General features: G+C 58.5%; 5 protein-coding genes. 1 reads left to right on the top strand and 4 read right to left on the bottom strand.

Annotation, left to right across the window (positions count from 1 at the left end; all coding sequences use genetic code 11):
• A partial coding sequence (locus tag Q0349_RS09840) for an AAA family ATPase (protein ID WP_366916308.1) occupies positions 1-860 on the bottom strand: 860 nt, incomplete at its 3' end.
• 120 nt (positions 861-980) lie between these two features.
• Between Q0349_RS09840 and Q0349_RS09835 the strand changes: the two genes are divergently transcribed.
• A complete protein-coding gene (locus Q0349_RS09835; RefSeq protein ID WP_298080729.1) occupies positions 981-2,129 on the top strand; it encodes a VWA domain-containing protein in 1,149 nt (382 codons plus the stop codon).
• A 53-nt stretch (positions 2,130-2,182) separates the two neighbouring features.
• On the opposite strand, the gene Q0349_RS09830 is transcribed toward Q0349_RS09835, so the two are convergent.
• From Q0349_RS09830 to Q0349_RS09820, 3 genes are all read right to left on the bottom strand, one after another.
• The gene (locus tag Q0349_RS09830) at positions 2,183-3,487 is read right to left on the bottom strand and encodes an aromatic amino acid transport family protein (RefSeq protein WP_298080727.1); all 1,305 of its coding nucleotides are present in this window, start codon (positions 3,485-3,487) and stop codon (positions 2,183-2,185) included.
• 63 nt (positions 3,488-3,550) lie between these two features.
• Complete coding sequence (tnaA, locus tag Q0349_RS09825) at positions 3,551-4,969, bottom strand: tryptophanase (RefSeq protein WP_298080726.1); 1,419 nt, start codon at positions 4,967-4,969, stop codon at positions 3,551-3,553.
• A 318-nt stretch (positions 4,970-5,287) separates the two neighbouring features.
• Positions 5,288-5,527: hypothetical protein (locus tag Q0349_RS09820; RefSeq protein WP_298080724.1), on the bottom strand; the 240-nt coding region annotated here is incomplete at its 5' end.

Genomic DNA, 5,527 nt, shown 5'->3' with positions numbered 1-5,527 from the left:
TGTTGCGCGCGGGCGAGGCGCAGACGCTCAGGCGCGAAGCGGGCAAGGGCGGCTTCGTGCGCGGTCTGCTCGGCGGCGAGGCGGTCGTGTTCGCCGTGTAATTCGCTGCGCTGTTGGGCGCGGGTGAGGGCGGCGGCGGTTTGTTGTTGGCGGGTTTCGAGGGCGGCGAGCTGTTCTTGCAGCGCGGCGGTGTCGGCGGTGAGTGCGGCGAGGGTGTCGGCGTCAAGCGGGGTGATGCCTGCGGTGTCGAGGGCGAGCGCGCGTTCTTGTTCCTGGGCGGCGCGCAGGCGGTCGTGGACGGCGATGGAGATGCGGCTGTAGATGGCGGTTCCGGTGATTTGTTCGAGCAGCGGCGCGCGTTCGTCCGGCGCGGCGCGGAGGAAGGCGGCGAAGTCGCCCTGCGCCAGCAGCATGGCGCGGGTGAAGCGCTGGTAGTCCATCCCGGTGAGTTTTTCGATGGCGGCGGCGGTGTCTTTCAGCCCGGTGGCGAGGATTTCGCCGCTCGCAGCGTCGGCCAGTTCGTGTTTGGGGTTTTGCAGTTCGCCGCCCGCCTTGCGCCGCGCGCGGTGCTGGCTCCAGTGGCTGCGGTAGCGCCCGGCGCGGGTGCTGAAGGTGATTTCGGCGTGGCAATGGCCGCTGTGGCGGCTCATGGTTTCGTTGCCCGCCTTGCCGATGCGTTCCAGCCGGGGTGTGCGCCCATAGAGGGCGAGGCTGATGGCGTCCAGTATGGTGGTTTTGCCCGCGCCGGTCGGGCCGGTCAGGGCGTAGATGTTGTCGGCGTAGGCGGGATGGTCGAGGTCGATTTCCCATTCGCCGGCAAGGGCGTTGAGGTTAGCAAGGCGGATGGTGTGGATGCGCATGGGGTTGGGCGATGAAGGGCGTGGCCACGGAATGTCGCAGATACGCCCGCTGCGGTCAAGCATGGACGGCGCGCGGGAAATGCCGCAGAATTTGCAGATGCCCATTTGACTGGAATCCCCATGACCCCAACCGAATACCTCAACCGCTGGCGCCTCATCCTCGGCAGTGATGCCGAAGCAAGCTGCGGTGGCGGGCTGGACGCCGCCGAAATCCGCATGGACAAGGCGCTCGCCGCCCTCTACGACAACCCCGGCGAAGGTGGCAGCCGCCGTGGCGGCCTCGGCGCGTCTGCGCCGAAAGTGAGCGCCTGGCTGGGCGACATCCGCGAATATTTCCCGCAGTCCGTCGTGCAAATCATGCAGAAAGACGCGGTGGAGCGGCTCAACCTCACCGCGCTGCTCACCGAAAAAGAAATGCTGGAAAACATCACCCCGGACGTGCATCTCGTCGCCACCCTGATGAGCCTGAGCCGGGTCATCCCCGAAAAAAACAAGGCGCTCGCGCGGCAAATCGTGCAGAAAGTGGTGGACGAACTGATGCAAAAACTGCAAACGCCGACACAGCAGGCGGTACAGGGCGCGCTCAACCGATCCATCCGCACCCGCAACCCGCGCCACAACGAAATCGACTGGCACCGCACCATCCAGAAAAACCTGAAGAATTACCAGCCGGAATACCAAAGCATCATCCCCGAAGTGCGCATCGGCTACGGGCGCAAACGCAAGCGGGCGGTGCGCGACCTCATCCTCTGCCTCGACCAAAGCGGCTCGATGGGGACATCGGTCATCTACTCCGGCATCTTCGGCGCGGTGCTTGCCAGCCTGCCTACCCTGCAAACGCGGATGGTGGTCTTCGACACCGCCGTGGTGGACTTGAGCGAACAAATCAGCGACCCGGTGGAGCTGCTCTTTGGCGTGCAACTGGGCGGCGGCACCGACATCGACCGCGCGCTCGCCTACTGCCAAAGCCTGATTACCCGCCCGGCGGACACCACCCTCGTCCTCGTCACCGACCTCGAAGAAGGCGGCAACGCGCAGCGGATGCGGCAACGCATGGCCGAACTCGTCGCCAGCGGCGTGCAATTCATCGTGCTGCTCGCATTGAACGACGACGGCGCGCCGTTTTACGACAAATCGCACGCCGAATACCTTGCCAGTCTTGGCGTCCCGGCGTTTGCCTGCACCCCCGACCAGTTCCCGAACTTGATGGCGGCCGCGCTGAACAAGCAGGATTTGTCGCTATGGGTGGCGGAGAACATCAAGGCGTGAACAGAACAGCAAAAAGGCGGCATTTGCCGCCTTTTTGCTGTCAGGACGTACCTTCAGCCGGTATAAACGGGCAATTTGCCCATCATGTTCAGGATGTGCAGCACGGCGACGGCGATACCGAAGCAGAAGACGAACCACACCATGAACATCCCGCCCGGCACGGTAAAGCCTTCGTACCCACGGCGGCGGGATTCGCGCACGAGGAGCGCGGGCATGATGCACGTCCAGATGGTCGCCACCGCGCCCGCGTAGCCGATGGCGATAAGGAAGCCGGTGGGGAAGGCGAGCGACAACACCAGCGGCGGCAGGAAAGTGGCGAGCCAGGATTTGGTGCGGCCGACGTTGTCGTTCGAGAATTTGAAGAAATCAGCAAGGAAGTCAAATACGCCAAGACCGACGCCAATGAATGAAGAAAGAATCGCCGCCATCGAGAAAGCGCGAATGGCATGATTGACGTTTTCCGAATGAATGACGCTGCTCAGTGCGGGTAGCAATACATCCAAATCGCCGCCCGCCTTAATGACGGGTGCGAATTGTTCACGCGGCAAATTGCCAAAGATACTGGCAATCCAGACGATATAAAAGACGAGGGTAATCAGTGTGCCACCGAGAATGGCGCGTGAGGCCTTGCGCTCTTCGCCGTAATAGGCGCGCATGGAAGCGGCGGAATGGTGATAGCCGAATGAGGCGAGGGCGACAGGAAACATGGCGAGCACATAAGGTGCGTAGGAGGGAGGCGGGTTTTGTGTGGTAAAAATGGTGGAGATATCCATGCTTTTTGCCAAGCCTGCAAAAAACAGGGACAATGAATGGGGAATATACGTTGAATGTGTTTCTTGTAAATTGAATAGCGTGTTAAAGCTGATGTTTTTGGTCAGCCCGAAAATGCTGAAGATAAAACTTAACGCCATAAAGACAATCAGCACCACGGAAATACGATCGACCGCGCCGGTGGAATGCCAGACGAATGCGCCAAAAACAATGACAAACAGAATGGAAGACAATTTGCTGTTCAGCCCAATCAGCGGCGGCAAAATCATGCCTGCCGTTGTAATGTAAGCATAAAGAAGGATGCCGCCGACGAAATAAACGGCGATATTGTTGATGGTATTGGCGCCGCTGCCAAACATATCGTGGGTGACGGTATCGAAGGATACGCGAATGTCATAGCGTTTGTAGGCTTCGAGCAGCATCCAGCCGGAAAGGGTCATGACCATCATCGTGACCAGCATGGCGAGACACGTCCACAATGTCCACGCACCCGCACCGGCGCTCGGCAAACCAAGCATTCCCGCGCCAACGCAGACGCTGGCGATAATGCAGGCACCGCCAAAGACGGAAGGTTGTTTGTCGTTCATGGTTTTATCCTGTTTGAATGAAAAAGGGGCGCGATGGATTATCGCGCCCCGCCGCTTTTCCGGTCAATCCACTTCTTTTAGCAGTGCGGTGAAGTGGCGCAAGACTTTGGGTTCATAAGTGAATGTCAGCCCCTTGATTTTCGGCGCATTCGCCTTGACCTGTTTGAAGGCTTCGACGATGAAATCCATGTGCGACTGGGTGTAAGTCGCGCGCGGAATGGTCAGGCGCAACAATTCCGCCGGGCAGGGTAATTGTTTGCCCGTTTTCGGGTCGCGCCCTTGCAGGAATGAACCGATTTCCACCGCGCGGATGCCGGCGACCTTGTAGAGTTCGCAGGCGAGCGCTTGCGCCGGGAATTGCTCCGCCGGGATGTGCGGCAATAATTTACCGGCATCAACGAATGCGGCGTGCCCGCCCGGTTGCTGGCAGATAACGCCAATGGATTCAAGGCGGTCCACCAAATATTGCACCTGGCCGATGCGGTAGGCGAGCCAGTCTTGCCGCATTCCGTCACGCAGGCCGACCGCGAGCCGCTCCATCGCGCCGCCTTCCAAACCGCCATAGGTCGGGAAGCCTTCCTGCACCACGCACAGGGTGCGGCATTCGGTATAAACATCGAAATAGCGCTCTTCCTTGACGCAAAGCAGACCGCCCATCGGCACCATCGCGTCTTTCTTTGCCGACATGGCGAGAATATCGGCGTATTGATAGCTTTCGCGGGTAATTTCTTCAATGGATTTGTCTTGATAACCCGGCTCGCGTTGCTGAATGAAATAGGCATTCTCGGCAAAGCGTGCGGAATCCATCACCACCGGAATCTCGTATTTCTGCGCGATGGCATACATCCCGCGCAAATTGGCAATGGATACCGGCTGGCCACCGGCGGAATTACAAGTAATCGTGCAGACAATATAAGGAACATTTGCCGCACCCACTTCCTCAATGCCCGCTTCCAGTTTCTCCAAATCAAAATTGCCCTTGAAATCGTATTTGATGCCGGTATCAAAGGCTTCCTTGGTATAAGTATTGCGCACCGTGCAGCCATTGATTTGTGAATGGCCCTGGGTGGTATCGAAGAAATAATTGGAGAAGGCGACCATTTTGCTGCGGTCAAGGCCTTTTTCCTGCTCGCGTTTTTTAATCAGCACCGGAATATAAATTTGCTCGGCACCGCGCCCCTGGTGGGTCGGGATGGTGTATTGATAGCCGAAGATTTCCTTGACCGCGTTGGCGAGTGCGTAATAACTGCGGCTGCCGCTGTAGGCTTCGTCGCCGCGCAGCATCGCCGCCTGCATATCCTGCGTGACCGCGCCGGTGCCGCTGTCGGTCAAAAGGTCAATGAAGACGTCTTCGCTGTCGAGCAAAAACGGGTTCATGCCCGCTTTGAGAATGGCTTTTTCGCGGTGCTCGCGCGTGGTGCGTTTTACGGGTTCGATGACGCGGATGCGGAAGGGTTCGGGGATATGGGTGAAATTTTCCATGACGGTTTCCTCTTGAAAATGTGGACGGATGACGCGGGCGCGCCGGAAGGCAGGAGAAGCCGGGAAACGCTACGGAAAGGCGGCAGAGAGGATGTGATCTAGATTGAACCAGCGACATATGGCGGTGTTCATGTGATTACCCCTCGTGTTGAAGGCGGCAGCGACTGCTGTCCGTTGGGGTTAATGTAATCTTGTTTGTGGAAAATAGCAAGGTTTTGTTATGGTTTTTTGTGGATATGTGTGGAGTCATGAGGTTTTTGTAGTTAAAAAAAACCCCTGCGAACAGGGGCTTTTTCATGGCTGACCAAGCTGCTGCAATCAGGGATTGCCCGCTGCCAGCAACGGACGTGGTTGCAAGTCCGGTGTGGCTAACGCATCCAGCGGCTGCGCCTGGCCGTTCAGCGAAGCAATCGCCTGGTTCATCTGCAACGCCTGGGCAGCGGGTTCCATATAGTTCCCCTGCGGCGCGTTTTGCGCGCCGGTCAGGGAATTAATAGCGTTATGGTCAAGCGCCATGCCGTCGGCGAAGTGAATACTGTCTATTTGCCAGCCCGGCTG

It is taken from the genome of uncultured Cardiobacterium sp. (assembly GCF_938028185.1).
In the GTDB taxonomy this organism is placed as follows: Bacteria; Pseudomonadota; Gammaproteobacteria; order Cardiobacteriales; family Cardiobacteriaceae; genus Cardiobacterium.
The sequence above is the reverse complement of the archived record's forward strand: the minus strand, read 5'-3'. Positions and strand labels throughout refer to the sequence as shown.

What these genes read in the sequence shown, in the direction of transcription:
- Q0349_RS09835 (WP_298080729.1), top strand. Translation starts at nt 981, where the DNA reads ATGACCCCAACCGAATACCTCAACCGCTGGCGCCTCATCCTCGGCAGT.
- Q0349_RS09830 (WP_298080727.1), bottom strand. Translation starts at nt 3,487, where the DNA reads ATGAACGACAAACAACCTTCCGTCTTTGGCGGTGCCTGCATTATCGCC.
- tnaA (WP_298080726.1), bottom strand. Translation starts at nt 4,969, where the DNA reads ATGGAAAATTTCACCCATATCCCCGAACCCTTCCGCATCCGCGTCATC.